A 1,112-nucleotide genomic window follows, 5' to 3' on the forward strand; every position below is an offset into this window, starting at 1 on the left:
GATCGCCGATTTCTTTGATTACCGTAAGCGAGGACTCAAATGAGTGCAAAACCATTTTTAAAAATTGATCATGTCGATAAGATTTTCCCTCTCGGCGGGGGCAAAGAGTATGTCGCCCTTAGAAATGTCCAGCTCGATATCCGTGAAAATGAGATCGTCTCTATCATCGGTCACTCGGGGTGCGGAAAATCGACGATCCTCAACCTCATTGCAGGACTCGATACGATTTCAAACGGAACAATTTTACTCGAAGATAAGCATATTCTCGCTCCCGGACCGGAGCGGGCGGTGGTATTTCAAAACCACTCTTTGCTTCCATGGCTAAGTGTCTATCAAAACATCGAAATGGCGGTACGTAAAGTACTGGGCGAAGATTTGAGCAACAGCGAAATCCGCGATCATGTGATGAAATACATCGATATGGTCAATCTGGGTCATGCCAAAGACAAATACCCCGGCGAGATCAGCGGGGGGATGAAACAGCGCGTCGGTATCGCCCGTGCCCTCTCCATCGAGCCTAAGGTGCTCCTCATGGATGAGCCCTTCGGAGCACTCGATTCGCTCACCCGTGCTAATCTGCAAGATCATTTGATGCGGATACAGATGCAAACAGGCAATACCGTCGTCATCATCACCCATGATGTGGATGAAGCGGTACTGCTAAGCGATCGGGTCATTATGATGACTAACGGCCCTGAGGCGACAATCGGAGAGATACTAGAAGTGAACCTCCCACGTCCACGGAACCGTTTGGAACTTCAGAATAATCCCGAGTATCTCCGATGTCGCAGCGCGATCATCGAGTTTTTATACTCGAAATTTGCCAAAGACGACGAATAAATATTCAAACCAAGGAACACATACTATGAAAAAAATTACCTTATCCGCCGTTGCGGTTTTAACATTGTTGCCAAATTGTCTTAGTGCAGAAGGCTTTACCCTCTTTAGCGATGCAAAATTTAATGGAGAGATTCGTCCCCGTTATGAGAATGTATCGATAGAAGATTCTACGAAAAAAGATGCCGATGCGTTTACGGTTCGTGCAACACTCGGATTGGAAACGAAACTGCTTGGTATTAACGGTCTCTCAATGAAAATTGACGGCACAACCG

1 protein-coding gene and 1 pseudogene are annotated in these 1,112 nt (G+C 46.6%); both read left to right on the forward strand.

Features of this window, described 5'->3' with window-relative positions; genetic code table 11:
• The first annotated feature begins 39 nt into the window (after positions 1-39).
• Complete coding sequence (locus A2517_RS07515) at positions 40-840, forward strand: ABC transporter ATP-binding protein (RefSeq protein ID WP_294895687.1); 801 nt, start codon at positions 40-42, stop codon at positions 838-840.
• 25 nt (positions 841-865) lie between these two features.
• Positions 866-1,112 (forward strand): annotated as a pseudogene (locus A2517_RS07520) (hypothetical protein); the annotation flags it as partial.

It is taken from the genome of Sulfuricurvum sp. RIFOXYD12_FULL_44_77 (genome assembly GCF_001830725.1).
In the GTDB taxonomy this organism is placed as follows: Bacteria; Campylobacterota; Campylobacteria; order Campylobacterales; family Sulfurimonadaceae; genus Sulfuricurvum; species Sulfuricurvum kujiense_A.